Origin of the sequence: Alkanindiges hydrocarboniclasticus (assembly GCF_001982605.1) — a bacterium.
GTDB classification, from domain to species: Bacteria; Pseudomonadota; Gammaproteobacteria; order Pseudomonadales; family Moraxellaceae; genus Alkanindiges; species Alkanindiges hydrocarboniclasticus.
Genome location: NZ_MLCN01000008.1, coordinates 223,881 through 243,837, shown reverse-complemented (window position 1 = coordinate 243,837; position 19,957 = coordinate 223,881). Strand labels below are relative to the sequence as shown.

17 protein-coding genes and 2 pseudogenes are annotated in these 19,957 nt (G+C 45.8%); 14 read left to right on the top strand and 5 right to left on the bottom strand.

What is annotated here, in order from left to right; genetic code table 11:
* Positions 1–21: 21 nt before the first annotated feature.
* The 7 genes from tolB to BKE30_RS04275 all read left to right on the top strand — a co-directional run bounded on the left by tolB (position 22) and on the right by BKE30_RS04275 (position 5,652).
* Complete coding sequence (tolB, locus tag BKE30_RS04305; protein WP_076877398.1) at positions 22–1,311, top strand: Tol-Pal system beta propeller repeat protein TolB; 1,290 nt, start codon at positions 22–24, stop codon at positions 1,309–1,311.
* 157 nt (positions 1,312–1,468) lie between these two features.
* Entirely contained in the window at positions 1,469–2,050 is a 582-nt protein-coding gene (gene pal, locus BKE30_RS04300; protein WP_076877471.1) for a peptidoglycan-associated lipoprotein Pal, read from the top strand.
* Positions 2,051–2,229: 179 nt separating this feature from the next.
* A complete protein-coding gene (locus tag BKE30_RS04295) occupies positions 2,230–3,231 on the top strand; it encodes a class 1 fructose-bisphosphatase (protein WP_076877397.1) in 1,002 nt (333 codons plus the stop codon).
* A 123-nt stretch (positions 3,232–3,354) separates the two neighbouring features.
* Complete coding sequence (locus BKE30_RS04290; protein ID WP_076877396.1) at positions 3,355–4,143, top strand: TrmH family RNA methyltransferase; 789 nt, start codon at positions 3,355–3,357, stop codon at positions 4,141–4,143.
* Positions 4,144–4,300: 157 nt separating this feature from the next.
* A complete protein-coding gene (locus tag BKE30_RS04285) occupies positions 4,301–4,921 on the top strand; it encodes an RNA polymerase sigma factor (RefSeq protein ID WP_076877470.1) in 621 nt (206 codons plus the stop codon).
* A gap of 13 nt (positions 4,922–4,934) precedes the next feature.
* A complete protein-coding gene (locus BKE30_RS04280) occupies positions 4,935–5,261 on the top strand; it encodes a hypothetical protein (RefSeq protein ID WP_143253643.1) in 327 nt (108 codons plus the stop codon).
* Between the two features lie 52 nt (positions 5,262–5,313).
* Positions 5,314–5,652, top strand: coding sequence for a DUF3106 domain-containing protein (locus tag BKE30_RS04275; RefSeq protein WP_158073156.1), 339 nt, complete (start codon positions 5,314–5,316; stop codon positions 5,650–5,652).
* A 64-nt stretch (positions 5,653–5,716) separates the two neighbouring features.
* Here BKE30_RS04275 and BKE30_RS04270 read toward each other — a convergent pair whose 3' ends face one another.
* The 4 genes from BKE30_RS04270 to BKE30_RS04255 all read right to left on the bottom strand — a co-directional run bounded on the left by BKE30_RS04270 (position 5,717) and on the right by BKE30_RS04255 (position 12,235).
* Complete coding sequence (locus BKE30_RS04270) at positions 5,717–8,230, bottom strand: CSLREA domain-containing protein (RefSeq protein WP_076877393.1); 2,514 nt, start codon at positions 8,228–8,230, stop codon at positions 5,717–5,719.
* Positions 8,230–10,113, bottom strand: coding sequence for a rhombotarget A (gene rbtA / locus BKE30_RS04265; protein WP_076877392.1), 1,884 nt, complete (start codon positions 10,111–10,113; stop codon positions 8,230–8,232). The genes BKE30_RS04270 and rbtA overlap by 1 nt, the downstream gene beginning before the upstream one ends.
* A gap of 137 nt (positions 10,114–10,250) precedes the next feature.
* Positions 10,251–10,964 carry a DnaA ATPase domain-containing protein gene (locus BKE30_RS04260; protein ID WP_076877391.1) on the bottom strand — a complete coding sequence of 238 codons (714 nt, stop codon included), beginning with the start codon at positions 10,962–10,964 and terminating at the stop codon, positions 10,251–10,253.
* Positions 10,964–12,235, bottom strand: a complete 1,272-nt coding sequence (locus BKE30_RS04255; protein WP_083698434.1) for an AI-2E family transporter — start codon at positions 12,233–12,235, stop codon at positions 10,964–10,966. The genes BKE30_RS04260 and BKE30_RS04255 overlap by 1 nt, the downstream gene beginning before the upstream one ends.
* A gap of 152 nt (positions 12,236–12,387) precedes the next feature.
* On the opposite strand from BKE30_RS04255, the gene purM reads away from it, so the two are divergent.
* Together purM and purN are read left to right on the top strand one after the other, a co-directional pair.
* Positions 12,388–13,458, top strand: a complete 1,071-nt coding sequence (gene purM / locus BKE30_RS04250; RefSeq protein WP_076877389.1) for a phosphoribosylformylglycinamidine cyclo-ligase — start codon at positions 12,388–12,390, stop codon at positions 13,456–13,458.
* Positions 13,458–14,117, top strand: a complete 660-nt coding sequence (gene purN, locus BKE30_RS04245) for a phosphoribosylglycinamide formyltransferase (RefSeq protein WP_076877469.1) — start codon at positions 13,458–13,460, stop codon at positions 14,115–14,117. Before purM ends, purN begins: the two co-directional genes overlap by 1 nt.
* 175 nt (positions 14,118–14,292) lie before the next feature.
* On the opposite strand, the gene BKE30_RS04240 is transcribed toward purN, so the two are convergent.
* The gene (locus BKE30_RS04240) at positions 14,293–14,898 is read right to left on the bottom strand and encodes a TetR/AcrR family transcriptional regulator (RefSeq protein ID WP_076877388.1); all 606 of its coding nucleotides are present in this window, start codon (positions 14,896–14,898) and stop codon (positions 14,293–14,295) included.
* 206 nt (positions 14,899–15,104) lie between these two features.
* Between BKE30_RS04240 and BKE30_RS04235 the strand changes: the two are divergent.
* From BKE30_RS04235 to BKE30_RS04220, 5 genes and pseudogenes are all read left to right on the top strand, one after another.
* Positions 15,105–16,475: pseudogene (locus BKE30_RS04235) on the top strand (acyclic terpene utilization AtuA family protein); the annotation flags it as partial.
* 102 nt (positions 16,476–16,577) lie between these two features.
* Positions 16,578–16,913, top strand: a pseudogene (locus BKE30_RS16620) (AtuA-related protein); the annotation flags it as partial.
* 17 nt (positions 16,914–16,930) lie between these two features.
* Positions 16,931–17,305 (top strand): hypothetical protein, encoded by a 375-nt coding sequence (locus BKE30_RS04230; protein WP_076877386.1) that lies wholly within the window; start codon positions 16,931–16,933, stop codon positions 17,303–17,305.
* Positions 17,306–17,360: 55 nt separating this feature from the next.
* A complete protein-coding gene (locus tag BKE30_RS04225; protein ID WP_076877385.1) occupies positions 17,361–18,293 on the top strand; it encodes an SDR family oxidoreductase in 933 nt (310 codons plus the stop codon).
* Positions 18,290–19,903, top strand: coding sequence for an acyl-CoA carboxylase subunit beta (locus tag BKE30_RS04220; RefSeq protein ID WP_076877384.1), 1,614 nt, complete (start codon positions 18,290–18,292; stop codon positions 19,901–19,903). The genes BKE30_RS04225 and BKE30_RS04220 overlap by 4 nt, the downstream gene beginning before the upstream one ends.
* The last annotated feature ends 54 nt before the right edge of the window (positions 19,904–19,957 follow it).

Genomic DNA, 19,957 nt, shown 5'->3' with positions numbered 1-19,957 from the left:
TACTTAAGGAGTTGCTAAACCATGCTTAAATTACGCTTACTCACTGCCTGCATTGTTGCCAGCAGTGCATTTTTGCCTGCTTTAACAACTCAAGTCGCCCACGCTGCCCTTACTTTTGAAGTCGCCAAAGCTTTTGAAGAAGCGCCGCAAATTGCAGTGGTGCCATTTGCTTCTGATAATGTGGTGTATTCCATTGTTCAAAGCGACTTGCAGCGTTCGGGCAAATTTAACAGCGCCTCGACTAACCTGCCTGAACGCCCTACCAGCAGTGCTGAAATCAATGTTGCCACATGGCAAAATAGCGGCATTCCCTATGTGGTGGTAGGTAAAGTGACGCCGTCAGATGATGGCCTGCAAATTCAGTATGAACTGTTTGACGTCAAGAAAAATACCCGTTTGCTGGGCGAAGTGCTGCAAGTGCCAGCCAGTCGCCAGCGCGAAGCTGGTCACCTGATTGCCGATAAAATCTATCAGGCATTAACCGGTATTCAGGGTGATTTTTCCGGTCAGATTGCCTATGTCCTGCGTAATCGCGAAGCAGGCAAACTCATGTACACCCTGCAAATTGCCGATACTGATGGCCAGCAGCCCAAAACCATTCTGGAATCACCAGAGCCTATTTTATCGCCTACCTGGTCACCAGATGCACGCAAGCTGGCTTACGTTTCCTTTGAAACCAAGCGTCCGGCTATTTATTTGCAGGATCTGGCCACTGGTCAACGTGAAGTGCTGGCCCAGTTTAAAGGCTTGAATGGTGCGCCCAGCATTTCACCGGATGGCCAAAAAATGCTGTTTACCGGTTCCATGGATGGCAATCCTGAAGTATATGAAATGAACATCGCCACCAAGCGCATTTCACGCCTGACCCGTGACACCGCCATTGATACCGAAGCACGTTATAGCCCCGATGGCAAATCGTTTGTCTTTACTTCAGACCGGGGCGGCACACCGCAAATTTATCGCTATGACCTGGATGACGGCAGCACCCGCCGCCTGACATTTTCTGGCCCGTTTAATGCACGTGGCACCTTAAGCAGTGATGGCCGCAGTCTGGCACTGGTACACCGTAAAGCTGGTAGCCAGTATCAGGTGGCAGTACAGGATCTGGCTTCTGGTGTCATCAGTATTTTAACGCCCACACCGCTGGATGAGTCACCCAGCTTCTCGCCTAATGGTCAAATGGTGGTGTATGCCACCCGTGAAGGCAGTCGCGGCATGCTGTCCATTATGTCCGTGGATGGCCGGTTTAGAATGCGTTTGCCCAGTGAACAGGGTGAAGTACGGGAGCCAGCCTGGGCACCACGTCGCTAACGTGGCAAGCGCTTGAAATCACCTTCAATAAAGCTTCTCTACAACACTTTGATTCTTTTTTAAAAAATGTAAAAAGTCATTGAAATGTTGTGGAGAAGCGTTAAGGTAGATACTGATATAAAATTTGAACTGGAGATTAACCATGTACCCATCATCATTGAAAGCCATGCACGCGTTAATGATTCCTGGTCTTGCAATTGCACTCGCCATGACCGGCTGTGCCAACCGTAAACCCGCTACTTCTGCAACCACCACCACTACAGCTGGTAGCAATACAGGTGCAGGAACTGGTGCATCGAGTACCGGTCTTGGCAACAATGGTGACATTAACAGTAGCGGTATGAACGGCAGTGGCGCAAATGGTAATGGTCCAATGGATGCAGTTCGTCAGGCTCTGGCAGCGCGTGTTGTCCATTTTGATTATGACAGCAGTGATTTATCGCAAACTGATCTGGCAACCTTAAATGCGCATGCACGTTATCTGTCCCAAAATAATGGTGCTCGCGTTACCCTGACTGGTCATACTGATGAACGTGGTACCCGTGAATACAACATGGCACTGGGTGAGCGTCGTGCCAAATCGGTACAGGCCTTTTTGGTGACCAATGGTGCACGTAATGAACAGATTGATACGGTCAGCTATGGCAAGGAACAACCGGTTAATGAAGGCCATAACGATGCGGCCTGGGCAGAAAATCGCCGTGTTGAAATTAATTACAGCGCAGGTGCCCCTAACTAACTTATAATAGCCCCGCTTTAAAGCTGGCTGGATTCACAACAGGTTGCAAAGGCAACCTGTTTTTATTGATCAGCCTGTTTTTTACGGGCATAGCCTACCCGCTTTTGTACAAAAATCGTGTGTCATACCCTGTATTTAATTTTAGAAAAACTGTCTTAGAACCACTTGAGGAGCAACCGATGTCTAATATTACCTTGAATCAGTACTTACTGGATCGACAGCAAAGTTTAGCGCATCTGACTCCTGACCTGACCCAGTTGATTGTGCAGGTTTCTATTGCCTGTAAAGCCATTAGTGCAGCACTGCATAAAGGCGCACTGGCCAATATGCTGGGTAGTGCTGGCAGCGATAATGTACAGGGTGAAGTCCAAAAGAAACTGGATGTGGTTTCCAATGTGCTGATGGTAGATACATTGTTAAGCGGCGGCAAAGTTGCAGCATTGGCATCCGAAGAAATGGACGAAATGATTGCAGGCAATGATGATGCCAAATATCTGGTATTGTTTGACCCACTGGATGGCTCCAGCAATATTGACATCAACATGAGCGTCGGTACTATTTTCTCTATTTTGCAACAGCAGAGTACCAGTGCAGCCTGCTTTGAAGACTTCATGCAGGAAGGCCGCAAGCAGATTGTAGCCGGTTATGTATTATATGGCCCGTCTACCATGCTGGTTTTAACCTTAAGTGATGGTGTTGATGTCTTTACACTGGATCGTGATATTGGCGAGTTTATCCTGACAGCCGAACGCTTGAGCATTCCTGAAGATACTCAGGAATTTGCGATTAACAGCTCCAATACCCGTCATTGGGAAGCGCCAGTTAAACGTTATATTGACGAGTGTATTGCAGGCAAAACCGGTGTGCGTGGCAAGGATTTCAATATGCGCTGGGTGGCCTGCATGGTAGGTGACATTCATCGCATCCTCACGCGTGGTGGCATCTTCATGTACCCTTATGATCTGAAAGACCCAAGCAAAGCTGGCCGTTTACGTTTGATGTATGAAGCCAATCCCATGGGCATGCTGATTGAACAGGCTGGTGGTGCAGCCAGCACTGGCCGCTTACCCATTCTGGATGTTAAACCAAATGACCTGCACCAGCGTATTCCAGTAATTCTGGGTTCCAAGAATGAAGTAGAACGTCTGGTGAGCTATCATCAGGAAACCACTTCAGCTTAATACAGGTTGGTAATATCCACGATGCGCTGGCTGAATTTTTAGCCAGCTCCCTCATTTTTAATTCCTGTTTTAAATTAGCTTACTTTTTAATCCAGACTATTTTCAAAATCAGACGATCTGCCAATGAGTTTATCTTTTATCGACATTCAAGCCAAAGACAATAATAAGGTTAAGCACCTGCGCGGCTTGTGCGAGCAAGTCAGCTACCGAAAAAAACAACAGCAAACGGTGCTTGAAGGTGTGCATTTAATAGAGGCTTATCTTAGAACCGGGCAACCCATTGAAGCGTTTTACCTGACCCGTCAGGCACTGGAAAATCCCGAAGTGCAGCAACTGCTTGATCAGAATATCCACGCACCTCTCTATGTACTGACAGAAAGCCTGTATCAGGATGTACGTACACTAGGGCCGGGCATTGATATCATGGCTATTATCCCAACACCACGTTCCCCTGCTGACATTAACCGATACAGCGACATGCTGGTATTAGAAAATTTACAGGATCCCGGCAACGTGGGTACTCTGCTCCGAACCGCTGCTGCCGCAGGCATTAAACAGGTCATTTGTAGCAAAGGTACCGCTGCAATCTGGTCACCACGGGTATTGCGGGCTGGTATGGGCGCCCAGTTCAGCCTGACTATTTTTGAACATATTGCTTTAGAAACTTTTATACCTGCCCTTTCCTTACCTGTATATGCGACCAGTTCGCATGCCCAGCAATCGCTGTATCAATTAAATCTTCAAAACCCCTGTGTCTGGCTCATGGGTAATGAAGGCCAAGGCGTAAGTGAAACGTTAATGCAGCACGCAGAAGGCATTGCCATTCCACAACCGGGTGGTCAGGAATCTCTGAATGTTGCTATAGCGGGTGCAATATGCCTGTTTGAAATGGTACGCCAACGTCTTGCCTAGTAATCAATTCTACTTACAGATGTCTTTAGACAATCTGGTTCATATTGTTTAAACTTTTTTTAGCTAACCTTAATTTGATGTCAACGCACCATTGGCCACAGACGTTATAGATACATAGAACTGTATTTGTATTCTGACCACTGATGGAGCATATATGGTGACGGGATATTCCATACCCATGGATTCTTTTCCAAAGTCTGATGTGCATGTCCCCACTGCTGACTCAACCGAGAGTATAGAGCAGCGTCTAAGCCTGTTTATCAAACAGGTCAGTGGTCGTGCGCTGATCATGATGGAAGCGGCTACGGGACACCATGATGTTGCCCGTGATCTGGTTCAGGAAAGCTTTATTGCATTGCACCAGCACTATGCTAAGCGGCCTACTTCAGAATGGACACCACTGTTTTATACGATATTAAATAACCGCTTAATGGATTGGCGTAGACAGGAAACCCGCAAACAAAAGCGGTTTGCATGGCTAAGACCCAGTATTGTAGAGGATGACCAGGAACTGGACTCCAGTTTACTGATTGAAGATGAGCAGAATATTAACCCGGCAGAATTTCTCAATCAGGAATTTACGCTTCAGGAAATCCAGAAAGCCATATCCCGGCTTCCATTACGACAGCAACAGGCCTTTATGTTGCGGGCATGGGAAAATATGGATACCAAAACCACAGCAAGTATCATGGATTGTAGCGAAGGTAGTGTAAAAACCCATTACCACCGTGCCATACAAACCTTGCGCCTCCATCTTTCACAATTTAATCCCGAATAACCATGAGGACCTTATGATGACTCCCCATGATCCGTTCATTAGTAAAATTGTTCAGACACTGGAAAAACAGGCTAGGCATCATCCCGAAAAGGATCAGGTGTTAAACCATGTTATGCATGCCATTCAACAACGCCCAGCCGCAAAACGGCACGTTTGGGCCATGGGTGGTTTTGCATTGGCTGCTGCCATTACCGGTATTAGCCTTGTGCCAAACCTCTTATCGCATCAACCCAATGTTGAACCTCAGGCTATGAGTACCGCTAAGCTTTCACCGCAAATGATTGAAGATCTAGAAATGCTTAGCCTGCTGGGTACGGAAACCAAAAAATATGGCAGCTAACTATTTTAATGCTATGTTGGCATTGCTAATACTGAGTTTATCAGGGCCTGCCATGGCTGCAAATCCAACAAAGAAAATAGAAAAATCAGAAGCATCTGTGCCTGATAGCTCCATGCCAGCCACTTGGCAAAAACTAAGTGCGGAAGAGCGCGCTGAATTATTAAAATCCTATCAGGCCTTACGTCAATTAGATGATAAAGACCGTCAGGATTTGCAGCAACGCATGGAATGGTTCAGTCAGCTTCCTAAGGATCAGCAACAGCGGATGCGGGAAGTCTGGCAAAACATGAGTGATACTGAACGTGAACACTGGAAAGCCCAGCTTAAAACGGCCAATTCTCCCGAAAAGCGTGAAGCATTGCGTGAAAAAATTATGCAAAAATATGATTAATTAAATGTTCAAGTTATTAAAAAACCCATCGTATTGATGGGCTTTTTATTATGAACGAATTATATTAGTTCATCTTGCGTCGCATAAATGCTAAGCCAAATAGTCCCAGTAAGCCAAATAATCCTACAGAACCGCCACCACTACTACTTCCACTACTTCCGGAACTACTACCGCTATCTCCACGAGTATCATCAGTAGTGGTTGCAGTATTGATAATTTTCACCGTGGCTTCATTAGATTCAGCTCTATCTTGATCCAGTACTTTATAGATGAAAGAATCATTAAAGGTTGAAAATGAGCTTTTTGGGGTATAGGTCATTTTACCGCCGTAACAGGTTTCTTCAGGGCGTGTATTTGAGTTATCTGGACAAGGCTGCTCATATTCAAACTTTAGCGTACCCAAAGTGGGCTTAGTAACCAGCTTGATATTGGCATAGCTTCCAGACCCTGCATTTTGGTAAAATTTTGGATAGCCTGCAGGATAATCTGCAACGTCTGAGCCACCATCGCCATCATCATTATCGTTGGCCAGAACATCCAGCGTAACGGGCGTTACTGAACCATATTTGACGACATATTGATCGTCTTTGGCAATCGGTGCAATATTGACAATTCGTGCCTGCACATACCCTGTCGAGCTTACAATAGGAGGATTTATAGTCTTAATTGTATATTTGCAATACTCATACTCACCTGCTGGTGTAGTGGCCGCTAAAATACCAGAATTATCGGTACGCCGAATTAAAATTTGGCGCAAATCTTTATCCCACGTGCATATTAGGTTGCTATCAGCCGCTTTAACATTAATGTCTCTAATATCTTTAGTCTGAATGAATTGATCAGAACCCCGTCCAATAACTTCAACATCTACCTTATCTATCTTATAATTTTTACTAAAATCATTACCGAACTTTTGTAGCTCAGTCGCAATTTTATCACTCTTAATAGTGTATTTTTCTTCCTCAACACTAGTATCAAGTACACTGGCATAAACTTGTCTGTATGCACGACTTGCTTTGAAAGCTGCTAGGGCTTTTTTCTCTGTATCAATGAGTTCCTTATATCGATTTACCAGTTTGGAATCAAGGCTTTTATCATTATATATATTTTCATAAAATTTAATATTATCTTCATACTGTTCTATTGGGGCAACCAGCGAAGCATTGCTCATGCTTAATAAATCTGCAGCTCTGAGTTTACCAACCTCGACAGCACCAATATCACAAGTTGTCGCATCAGTATCAGTAGACGTATTACTGCGTGTTAAACCCCTTTGATCCGTTAAACTACAGCCGCTAGATCCCTTATCAATTAAAGTTTCACCAGTACCTATATTTCGTCTAGGCAGGTAAGCTGGAAAAAGTCCCTCTGCTGACTCTAGAACCTGATTATTATCATCAAGGTATAAAGGAGCTAGTACCTGTGAAAATGTATTAGACATTAAATTAACGAAAGTATCTTTATCGCCAGTTACTTTATAAAGATGTCCAGGTAGCTCACACTCCCCTACATTTACATTAGTAGCGCTTGGCTTGGTTAATGCATTATAACTTGATTCAATTTGACTTTTTTCCAACTTGGCAGCTTCTGCTGCACCTAATGCATAGCTACAACTTTTACCACTGTTATAAGCAATAACACTATTATTTATATTTAAGAATCCTACATTGTCATAAAGTAAAGTTGCAATTCCAGTATTTTTTACAAGAGTACTGCTAACTAAATTTAAATCACTGCTTGGATGCAAAGGATAATTATTACTGTGGACGTACTTAATAATATTATTACGGGCCTGATTATTTGCAATAGTTGAAGAACTAATAGTACTGATTACAGTGCCGCAATAATCAATAATGCTTTGAGTAGTATTTGAGCCATTCCCATAAACACTGGTACGCTCTAGAGAAATAGAATGCTGGGTCCATGCAACATTATCAAGGCAGGACATGCCAATTACAGCACCTCGGCTTGCTGTATTTTGATCAAAAAGACTATCGGTTACACTTAAATTAGCACTACTTCCCTCTAGATAAATAGCACCACCCACATCAGTTGCGCTGGAATTTGAAATGCGTACCCGGCTTAAATTTACAGTGCCTCCAGCTCGTATTGCTCCGCCCCGGTTACTTTTGCCATTTTTCAAAATGACATTATTCAAACTTAAGACGCTACGTGAAGTTGTACTATCAAACAGAGTAAATGCCAAACCATCAGCAGGTTGAATGGTTGTTTCCAGTCTACTACGTGCAGGATAAACATTAGTAAATGGATCTACTTTATCAAAGTTGGCGGCATCGCCCCCTGTAATCGTCATGTTAGAGCCAATAACCAGTGATCTCTTAAGCTGATAAATTCCTGCTTTTAATTTAATTTTTTCAGTGAGGTCAAGCTGGCCAGCAATACAGCCACCATAGGCACGATTGGTTGTTGCTGCATAAATAGCTTCACGCAACGAACACGCACTGGCATTTTCACCATCTTCATCTTCGAAGGTACTGACATATATGGTTCTGTCAGTTGCTGCTGTAACAGGTAATGCAGCCAGAACAACAAGTGCTAATAACGACTTGCGATACATTATTTTACTCCTTGTAAACGGCGACGTATCCATACGAGACTGAGCATTCCCAATAGGCTTATGATTCCTGTACTGCCACCTGATGTTTTAACTGACTTATTTTGAAAATCGTTTTCGGGTTCCTGCACTACAGTGCCGCGTAAGGTAACACTGCGGTCATTGACACCTTCTGAAAAACGGCTGGTGGTGGTAACCACTTTAATGGAAAAATCATCACTACCATGAAAATTTTTAAAAGGTGTGTATTTTAATAAAGCATTTTCATCAAGAATCAGGCTACCTTTTTTAGCCTCTTTACCTTGAAGAAATTGTAAGCACCCGGGTTGCCAGTCGTTTCTAACCGGTGGATTATCAAGATCCTCGAATACTTGATTACATGATTCTTTAGGCCAAAGCTGCCCGTCTCCCAAAGAATCTGTCAAGTCAATTTCAGCAATTTGATTATATTTAATATCCTGACCAATTTTTCCTTGATCTTCAATAACCAGCTCTACAGAACCAATATCACAAAGTACAGTAGTTTCGCGACCTCTACCACGCTGGTCTGTACTTTCACAAGTTAGCGTATTAGTTGTACCTCCCCCACTAATGACCCTACCGCGGTTTACAATGGGAGAGTCTGAAATTGAAGAATACTGGGTCAGCAACCGAGGCTTAAAAAATCCATTGAAGATTTCTTTTTCTGTAGCAAAAGGACATAGTAGCCCTACAGCTGGTGGCTGATCACATTTGCCTTCCAGTCTACCGTTAAGCCCTGCATTCGCAATTAATTGTATAGGGGTACTTAGTGTATCCAGATCTTTATTTGGGTTATCTGACTCGCCTGCACCACATCCTGTATTGTATAGCAGATTATTAGTAACCGCTTTATTGCCCTGAGCAACAATACAGTCATTACTTTCATTGCCAGCAACGATACTATTAGAAAGATTGGCTGAGCCAGTCGCCGAATTTAAATAAATACCAGCTGTATTTTTAATAATAGTACTGTTATTAATCACCATGCCATCAAGCAAATTGGCAACACGGCCTTTATTGGAAAAGAATGTAGAGTTACGGATATTTCCCGTTCTTACGGTAGTAGAATTACCATTTGTAGTAGTGGCATCACCAGCACGGTTTACGAATACAATGGCACCTTCTTCTGCTGTTGCCTCATTATCGCGAAATACTGACCCTGTAATCTCATAGCGGGGCTGGATACTATAGATAGCTGCGCCTTGAGCCGCCTTATTGTTCAGAAATAGAACATTGGTCAATGTTAAGAGACCAGCAGCTGCACCAGCGCTAGAACCTGTTCCAATTCCTTCATTATAAATAGCGCCGCCATTTGCAGAAGCAATACCACCTTTAAGTCGTGAAAAACTGAGTTGTAAATTTTCCCGGTTAAAAATCAGGCCGCCAGTTGGCGCACATGCACTCGTAGCTTTTTCAGTCCCACAACCAACCAGATCCACCTGCGCCATAATAACTGTAAGATTGGCGATATTCGGATTATTGTCATCAATGGTAAATAGCCGATGAGTACCTTTGGCCTGAATAATGGCATTATTTTCACCATTATATTTAGTACCATTACCAGCTTCATCCAGCACATTAATACTTAATGCTTTTTTAATGGCTACTTCTTTATTTAAGGTATAGGTTTTGCCAGTTTCAAGCACAATGATAGGACTTGCTTCTTTACCATTGCAACCGCCGTAGCCTGCTTCTGGAATCTTGTTGTTTGCATCTGTCCGATTGATCAGTTCAATGGCTTCACGCAGCGAGCATTTATCATTTTCGATACCATCTTCATCATCGATAGTATTGACAATAATGTTTGCACTGTAAGCATGACTAGCCATACACAGAAGACCCAGGCCAATTGTGCGCTTGAGCATAAACGCGACTCCTTTTCGAGCGTTATTATTTTTACAGCCATTTGTACATTCAATAAGGAATGTATTTCCTTGGCGGCACGATACTTTGGCATACCAGCAGCGAACAGACAAGCTTTTTATTAATGTCCAGTTTACTTTTAGCTGGTTTTGTTGTACTCATCAATTAGCGCATAAATTTGCCTGCGGGTGCTGTTGGCAAGCTTGCGGCGATCGCCATGCAGCAGAGCGTCCAGTTGCTCAATGGTTTTGAGCAATGCTGCGGATTTATGTGGGCCATGATGAATCAAATAATCAATAATCTGGGCATCAAAAATAAGGCCACGACGCTTCAGTACTGCTTCTACCAGTGCTTTGCGGTCTGCCAGATTGCTACCGTCAGGCACTTTCAGGCTTACAGCCTGTGTCAGGCGGGACTGCAAATCAGGTAATTCAAACTTAAGCTCGGCAGGTGACACCCTTGATGAAAAAATAAGCTGCCCCCCTCCTTCTCCACTGGAGTTGATCAGGTGGAAAATAGCACGTTGCCAGTGAATGACACCGCTTATCGTTTCGATATCATCAAGTGCCACCAGATCATAGTTTTCTAGCGATGTAATGGCATCGATGGGTGCATCCAGTAAATCCAGCAAGGAGACCTTGATGGCACTGCGCTGCATGTCCAGATAGGATTCACAAATAGCTGTTAACACATGGGATTTGCCAGTACCTGCTTCCCCATACAGATAAAAGCGGTTAAGTAAGCCTAAATGCATTTGCCGGGCTGTATCAATCACGGGTTTCCAGCCCGGTCCTTCGAAGTCACTGATCTGGGCATCAAGGTGTGGTTCGATATTTAAACTGATTTGCCGCATTATGAACCGTTATTTCCATGCTTTGATGAATGGTTTAATGGGGAGCTTGAATAATTGGCTGGATGCTCTAATACGGGGCTATGCAAACCCAGTTCGGGCGCATCATCCTGCAATGTCAGGTGAGTTTCCACGTCTTGCTCAGTGATACTGGTTTCAGACAGTTCACTGCTGCTGGCTGGAACCTTTACACTGGCAGGCTGGCGATATCCCATATAAAATACGCTTCTTTCATAAGTATGGTAAGCATGTCGTAATAACACCACCAAAACAGCTGCCACTGGCAACGCTACCAGCATGCCCACGAAACCGTAAAGCTGGGCACCTGCCAAAACGGCAAAGACCACTGCAACAGGCGACAGGCCAATTTTATCACCCAGCAAGAATGGCTGTAACACATAGCCTTCAATTGCCTGGCCAATCATGAATACCACCAGTACCAGTAATAGCTGAACCCAATCCAGTCCATACTGTAATAATGAAGCCGCAAAAGCAGCAATAATACCGATAGCAAAACCCAGATAAGGAATAATACTACACAGGCCTGCAACTAGACCAATGATCAGGCCAACTTCAACGCCAATTAACTGAAGGCCCACGGCATAAACGATACCCAGCAATAGCATCACCAGCAACTGGCCTTTGACAAAGGCTCCCAGTACCGCATGGCATTCACGCGTGATTTGTACCACGGTTGGCTCATAGTGACGCGGAATTAGCAATTGCAGCCGGCGGATCATGCTGTTCCAGTCCAGCAGGAAATAAAAAGCAATAATTGGAATCAGTACCAGCAAGCCGCCGACATGAATAATGTTAAGACCGGATTGGGCAATACGGTAAACCATTTGCTGCACGCTATTAGCGCTGTAATTGGTTTGCACATACTCCATAATGGCTGCCGACAGCTCATCGGTATTGATGCGTTCCAGATCAAGATTAAAGTTGTTTTCCAGCCATGGCAGGGCATTATTGTTCACCCAGTTAATGGCAGCAGGAATATTGTCCAGTGCATAGCGTAACTGCTGCCACAGCATAGGCGCCAGATACCATGTCCCAATCCCTACCCCAACAATAATACCAAGAAAAACAATGCTAATCGTTAACCAGCGCGGCATGTTGTATTTGGCCATGCGCGCAACCAGTGGATTAATCAGATAGGCCAGAAAGAATGCCGCAATAAAGGGGGCAATAACTGGCATTAACAGGTAAATCACCCACCCACCCAGCACCAGTGCGGCGAGTATAAATATTCTTTTTAATACGGGGTCTTGCATTTTTGAATTACCCTCTGGCAGTGCCAGGAAACAGGCCTGTTTTGCAATATTTTGCCTTTGATTTGCCAAACATAAGCATTTTATCTGAGAAATACCATAGTCGTTTCGTTTATTCGCGCTATAATCTGCCCCCTACGCGGAGACTTAATCTTATGACCATATCATCTTCACCCCAAACCACCAGTTTAAGCTACAAAGATGCTGGCGTCGACATCGAAGCTGGAGATCATCTGGTTGACCGGATTAAGTCCGTCGCCAAACGTACCATGCGCCCTGAAGTCATGGGTGGTCTTGGTGGTTTTGGCGCGCTATGCAAAATTCCTAAAGGCTATGACGAGCCTGTGCTGGTGTCTGGCACTGATGGTGTGGGCACTAAGTTAAAACTGGCTTTGGCCCTGAACAAGCACGACACCATTGGTATTGATCTGGTGGCAATGTGCGTGAATGACCTGCTGGTGTGTGGTGCTGAACCGTTATTCTTTCTGGATTACTATGCCACGGGCCACCTGAATGTGGATGTTGCAGCGGATGTCGTTACTGGTATTGGTGAAGGCTGTGTACAGGCTGGCTGTGCGCTGGTTGGCGGTGAAACCGCTGAAATGCCCGGCATGTATGAAGGCGAAGACTATGATCTGGCTGGTTTCTGTGTAGGAGTGGTTGAACATGCAAAAATTATTGATGGCAGCAAGGTACAGGCTGGCGATGTGCTGATTGGGGTGGCCTCCAGCGGCGCACACTCAAATGGTTACTCCTTAATCCGTAAAATTATTGATGTTAAAAATATTGCGCTGGATCAGGACATTGATGGCAAAAAGCTGAGTGACGTTGTCATGATGCCAACAAAAATTTACGTCAAGTCTATTTTAGAACTGGCCAAACAGGTTGATATTCATGCAATGGCTCACATTACCGGTGGCGGTTTGCCCGGTAACCTGCCACGTGTTCTGCCAAATGGTACGCGTGCCCGCATTGATACTGCGTCATGGCAGTGGCCTGCCCTGTTCAAGTTCCTGCAACTGCAAGGTAATGTCGATACCTATGAAATGTATCGCACTTTTAACTGTGGTGTCGGCATGGTCATTGCGGTAAGCAGTGAAGACAGCGAAAAAGCCTTGGCACAGTTACAGGCTGCGGGTGAAACAGCATGGGTCATTGGAAAAATTGAGGCAGATGCACAGTCAACCACTGATGCAGACGACCAAGTGAGGGTAATTCTGGCGTGATTAGATTTGCAGTTTTAGCTTCTGGGAATGGAAGTAATCTTCAGGCAATGATTGATGCAGTCCAGCAGGGTCGCATTCAGGCAGAGTTGGTCGGGGTTATTTCCAATATACCGGATGCCTATGCCCTGCAACGCGCCAAAGATGCAGGTATTCGCGCCCTGGTAGTTGACCATCGCCAGTTTGCTGACCGCGATGCCTTTGAAGCCGAGATGATTGCCGTGCTGCTAAACTGGCAGGTGGATGTGATTGTACTGGCTGGTTTTATGCGGGTGCTGACTGCCAATTTTGTGAATCGCTTTAGTGGCCAGCTGATTAACATTCACCCGTCGTTGTTGCCCGCTTACAAAGGTTTAAATACGCATCAGCGAGTGTTAAATACTGGTGACCGTTTTCATGGCTGTACAGTGCATTTTGTGACGGCAGAGCTGGATTCAGGCGCGGCGATTGCCCAGTCTGTATTACAGGTTTGCCCGCAGGATAATGTGCAAAGCCTGAAAGCCAAAATCCATGTGCTGGAACATGAGTTGTATCCGCGCATTATGGGCTGGATTGCGGCTGGACGTGTGGCGCTGCTGGGTAATCAGGCCTATCTAGATGGGCAACCCCTGCTTGAACCCGTGCGGTTTATGCATGAACAGCTGATGCGCTGCATAAAATAAGCCGCTTTTGCTGATTACACATGTGTTTCATGTCTGGTTTAATTTTTATCTTCAGTTTAAATAGATGGCTTAGATTTCTAATTTAAACGGTATAAAGCACAAGCCAAACCATGCCAGTTCTGATTAATGCAGGCTGGCATTTTTAGTTTTCGCTAATGGACTATTTTGAAGCTGCTTATTCAGCTTTGCCCATTTGCATAATAATATCGGCCAATTGATCCAGCGTCATAGGGCCTTCCGGCTTATACCATGTCACTGTCCATGAAATAGCGCCACCAATTAAACGCCGCCAGATAAATGGAGGGTGTTTGATCAGGCCTTCCTGTTGCGCACGGTCCAACACGTTTAACCAGATTTGCTCATAGTATTCACGCATATTCAGCAAATAATCCTGCCGGTCTGGCGTCAAGGCATCCCACTCAAACACCAGCACCGCCATCGCTGTGCCGGTATCCCCGTTGATAGATTCCAGCTCGGCCCGGATCAAGCCCCGAATCTGGTTGAACGTGCCGGTGGCCTGTTGCACCGCCTGCTCCATGCGCGCTGTGTTGTAGCGAATGGCTTCTTCCATCACCGCCAGCAGGATATCATCCTTGCTTTTAAAGTGATGAAACAGGCTGCCGGATTGAATGCCAACCAGCTGCGCCAGCTCCCGAACTGTGGTTGACGCATATCCATTTCGCCGAAACAGGTAAGCGGCTGCCCGCATAACACGTCCACGCGGACTATCATCAAGCCCGCCTATTTGCGGCAATTGCTCCAGACTTTTAATTTCAAGCATTCATTTCAACCGTTAATTCCTACTTAAGCCTGAGCCACTCTGTTCAGGCCCTACTTCTGGTTTACTGTGCTGGCCTGCCGTAACGACTGACCATTTTGCACCACCAAAATGATACATTTTAACAATCACAAACCTAGCGCTTGCTTGGTATGGTTGTATTACGAATGGTACATTGAGTCAGGCAGATGAGCAACCCGGCAAATCATATGGATGCTGAACAACATAAAATTGTGCGAATTGGCTGTGCATCGGCGTTTTGGGGCGATACCAATACGGCTGCTTTTCAACTGGTTCACCTGAGTAATATTGACTATCTGGTGTTTGATTATCTGGCCGAAATCACCATGTCAATTATGGCTAATGCCCGGATGAAAGACTCCAATATGGGCTATGCCACCGACTTTGTTACTCGTGTTATGGCACCGTTGCTAAAAACCATTGCCAAAAAAAATATTAAGGTAATTAGTAATGCGGGTGGTGTGAACCCCATTGCCTGTCGTGATGCACTAAATAAGCTTATTACAGATGCTGGGCTGGACCTGAAAGTTGCCGTGGTGCTGGGCGATGACCTGATCGATAAGCAAAAAGAATTACAAGCCCTCAAGGTTGGCGAAATGCAAACAGGTGAACCATTACCCGCCAGTATTGCCAGCATTAATGCCTATTTGGGAGCCACACCCGTACAGGTTGCACTGGATCAGGGTGCTGACATTGTCATTACAGGACGTGTGGTGGATTCTGCCGTGGTGCTCGGGCCATTGATGCATGAATTTGGCTGGCAAACAACGGACTATGACCTGCTGGCACAAGGGGCACTGGCAGGCCATGTAATTGAATGCGGTGCCCAATGTACCGGCGGTAATTTCACCGACTGGCATCTGGTAAAAGACGGCTATTCCAATATGGGCTTTCCTATTGTGGAAGTAAGCCAGGATGGCAGCTTTGTAGTGACCAAGCCGGAAGCAACCGGTGGGCTAGTAAGTACAGCTACCGTAGGCGAGCAAATTGTTTATGAAATAGGTGATCCGCAGTCTTATTTGCTACCCGACGTCGTGGCTGATTTTAGCCATGTGCAACTGGAACAAGTGGACGACAACCGGGTAAAAGTGACTGGTGCGCTGGGCCGTGCCCCTACCCATCAGTACAAGGTAAGCGCAACTTATGCTGATGGGTTTCGGGTACTGGTAAGTTTTATGCTGGGCGGGCGTGATGCCAAGGCCAAAGCCGAAGCGGTTTCGCACGCCATTCTGGACAAATGCCAGCGTGTTTTGGCCATGCGCAATGTACCGGGATTTACTTCAACTTCAGTAGAAATACTGGGTACAGAAACCACTTATGGCGCTCAGGCACGGCATCAGGATACGCGTGAAGTGGTGATTAAAATGGCGGTGACCCATCCATTTAAGGAAGCCTGCCTGTTTTTTGCGTCTGAAATTGCGCAGGCAGCAACAGGGATGGCGCCCGGCATTACCGGTATTGTGGGTGGCCGTCCTAAAGCCTCGCCCGTTGTGAAGCTGTTTTCATTTTTGATTGATAAGGATCAGGTGCCGGTTGAAATCGAATTCAATGGCAAACGCACCGCTATTCCTGTCACAGCGCAGCCCACTGAGTTACCTGCGCCCCTAAGCAGTGGTGAAACTGCAAATAGCAATACAGTTTCCGATGCAGCAAGTGCATTGACTGAAGTCCCTCTTATTCAGCTCGCGTATGCCCGCAGTGGTGATAAAGGCAACCATTCCAATATTGGCGTGATTGCGCGCAAACCGGAATTTTTACCTTGGATTCGTGCATCGCTAACCGAGCAGGCCGTTGCAGCGTATATGAGTCATGTGCTAGATGATGCCAGCAGCGAAGTCATACGTTATGAGTTACCGGGTTTTCATGCGCTGAACTTTATGCTGAAAAATGCTTTGGGCGGTGGCGGTATTGCCAGCTTGCGTATTGATCCGCAAGGCAAGGCATTTGGCCAGCAGTTACTGGATATATTAGTAAAAATCCCGAAAGAACTATTGTAATTTTTAGAGAGATTCAAATGGGATATGACGTTCATATTACACGCAAAAAATTTTGGTTTGATGAAATCAATGAAGATATTGCTTTGGAAGAATGGATAGAGCTTGTCATTGAAGATTCAGAAATGAGACTGGATAAATTTGCCGAAACCAGCTTGAGTAATGGTCAGATATTGCGTGTAGAAAGTGAAGGATTAGCTGTTTGGACTAGTTATAGCAAACATGCTGAGAATGAAAGTATGGCTTGGTTTGACTATTTTAATGGACGTATTGCAGTAAAAAATCCTGATAGTGAAATATTGGGGAAAATGTGGTCTTTAGCGCAGAAACTGGCGGCAAAAGTCCAAGGTGATGAAGGTGAAATTTATGATGCTTATGGAAATGTCACTGAGTAAAAATTCAATTTGAACTGAATATAACGAAGTAAAGAATGCTTTAAGGAAAACAGATATGTCGTATCACTCAATTTTTCGCCATGATGCCTTTTTGGACAAAGTGATTATTGTCACTGGTGGCGGCTCGGGTATTGGGCGCTGTACCGCACATGAACTGGCCAGTCTTGGCGCACAAGTGATTATTACCGGACGCAAGCCGGAAAAACTGGATACTGTGGCTGAGGAAATTAGCAGCGATGGTGGCAAGGCGCTGGGTCTGGTGTGCGATATCCGTGATGAAGCACAGGTTAAGGACACCATTGCCAAGGTCATTGAACAGTTTGGCAAAATTGATGGACTGGTCAATAACGCTGGCGGCCAGTTTCCTTCGGCGCTGGAAAGTATTTCTGCCAATGGTTTTGATGCTGTAGTACGCAACAACCTGAATGGTACTTTCCTGATGATGCGCGAAGCCTACAATCAATGGATGGCCAAACATGGTGGCTCCATGGTGAACATGACTGCTGACATGTGGGGCGGTATGCCGGGAATGGGGCATTCTGGTGCTGCGCGCTCCGGGGTGGATAACCTGACCAAAACTGCCTCGGTGGAATGGGCCAAATCGGGTGTGCGGGTCAATGCCGTATCACCGGGATGGATTATGTCGTCTGGCATGGATACTTATCAGGGCGATTTTGCCAAGTTTGTAATCCCCAGTCTGTCGGGCAATGTGCCACTTAAGCGTATGGGCACCGAATCGGAAGTGTCTTCGGCTATTTGTTATTTACTGTCTGATGCGGCTGCATTTGTGTCTGGCGTGACCTTGCGCATTGATGGTGCAGCGTCTTTAGGTACACGCATGTATCCCTTATCTGATGCCAAAAACAGTCATTCCTATAATGGATTTCATCGTGCCTTTATTCCCGATGTTCTTAAACCCAAAGAAGAACAGGATCAATCCTGCCAGCCACAAACAGAAGACTCACCACGTGAAGAGAGCCAGCTATGAGTATTTTAAACAGTGAGCTGGATGCCACTAGTTCCGGCTTTGCGACCAACCGTACGGCCATGCAAAAAGCCATTGATGAGATGCGTGCCGTTCAGCAAAAAGTGCTGGATAAATCATTTGAAGCCAAGCCCAAGTTTGACAAGCGTGGCAAGATTCTGCCGCATGAACGCATCAAGCTGTTGCTGGATGCAGGCTCCCCTTTTGTCGAGTTGTGCGGGTTTGTGGGCTTTCAGATGTTTGATGATAAGGATGGCTCCGACGCTGGCGGCGGCGTGATTTCCGGTATTGGTTTTGTGCAGGGCGTGCGTTGCCTGATTAGTGCCGCCAATAGCGCCATCAAAGGCGGCACCATGTCACCGATGGGTGTGCAAAAAACCCTGCGCCTACAGGAAATTGCACTGGAAAATAAATTGCCAGTGATTACCCTGACTGAAAGTGGTGGAGCCAACCTGAACTATGCCGCAGAAGTTTTTATTCCCGGCGGCAAGACTTTTGCCAATCAGGCTCGACTATCGGCGGCGGGGATTCCACAAATTTCTGTCGTGCATGGTAACGCAACGGCGGGTGGTGCTTACCAGCCCGGCCTGTCCGATTATGTGATTGCCATTCGCAAGCAAACTGAAATGTTTCTGGCTGGGCCACCACTGCTGCGTGCTGCCACAGGTGAAATTGCCAGCAGTGAAGAACTGGGCGGCGCAGAAATTCATGCCCAGATTGCAGGCACAGCAGAATATCTGGCAGAAAACGATGCCGATGGCATTCGCATGGCACGTGATGTCTTGGCCATGCTGAACTGGAAGGAACAAACTTCAGTTAATGCAGAAAATTATTTAGAACCCCGCTATCCGATTGACGACGTACTAGGGCTGATTCCTGCTGATCCCAAACAGCCGTTTGATATGAAGGAAGTGATTGCGCGCTTGGTCGATGATTCCGATTTTCTGGAATTCAAACAGGAATTTGATGCACTGACCGTGTGCGGCTGGGCAAAAATTGGTGGCAAGACCATTGGCATTATTACCAACAATGGCCCGATTACACCGCAAGGTGCAGTGAAAACGGCCCAGTTTATCCAGCTATGTGACCAGACCCAGCGTCCTTTACTTTTCCTGCATAACACCACTGGTTTTATTGTGGGAACAGACGCTGAGCAAAGCGGCATTATCAAGCATGGTTCCAAGCTGATCCAGGCGGTTGCCAATGCCCGTGTACCGCGTATTTCCATTGTGGTGGGTGGTTCTTATGGTGCAGGTAACTATGCCATGTCGGGTCGTGGCTTATCACCGCGCTTTATTTTTGCGTGGCCCAATTCACGCACCGCAGTAATGGGTGGCGCACAGGCTGGCAAGGTATTGCGTATTGTGACGGAAGAAAAGCAGCGGCAAAAAGGCATGGAACCTGATCCGCAAGTGCTGGATTTTCTGGAGCAAGGCACCGCTGCCAAACTGGAACAGCAAAGTGGTGCGCTATTTAACTCTGCCCGTTTGCATGATGATGGCCTGATCGACCCGCGTGACACACGTCGTCTGCTGATATTTTTATTGCAAACCATTGCAGAGGCTGAACAGCGTCAATTAACAGCCAGCAGCTTTGGCGTGGCACGACTTTAATTTTTTACACCATTCATTTTTCAGATTAATCAAAGAAATTTTTAAAGGACATTT